The 505-nt window shown below is 60.2% G+C and carries 1 pseudogene; it reads left to right on the forward strand.

Going from position 1 to position 505, the window contains the following annotated elements:
• Window positions 1–505, forward strand: a pseudogene (locus J9889_RS22850) (IS21 family transposase); the annotation flags it as partial.

Raw genomic sequence — 505 nt, forward strand, 5'->3', positions numbered from 1 at the left:
AATGAGCTCAACGAGCGCCCGTTCAAGCAGCTGCCCGGTAACCGACGCGAGGCGTTTGAGCAGTTGGACCGCCCGGCACTGGGGTCACTACCGGTGCATCCCTATCGCTATGTCGCCATCAAAACGGTCAAGGTCAACATCGACTATCACGTCAGCTATGAGCAGCACCATTACTCGGTGCCGCACCAGTATGTGGGTCAGCAACTGGAGCTCCATGCGGGCGATACCCTGCTTCAGGTCTATCACCAGCAACAGCTGGTCGCGAGCCATCCGCGTAAAACCATCCCGGGGATGAGCACACTCCCTGAGCACATGCCGGAACGTCACAGCAAGCAGCAACGCTGGACGCCAGGGCGTCTTAAGCAGTGGGCTGCCGACATCGGACCGGGCACCTTGTGCTGGGTTAGCGAACGGCTGGCAGAGAAAGCCCATGCCGAGCAGGCATACCGACTCTGCCTGGGACTGCTGAGTCTTAGCCGGGAGTATCCGCCATCACGAGTCGAAG

The organism is Aeromonas sp. PrichA-15, from assembly GCF_017939245.1.
GTDB lineage: Bacteria > Pseudomonadota > Gammaproteobacteria > Enterobacterales > Aeromonadaceae > Aeromonas > Aeromonas caviae.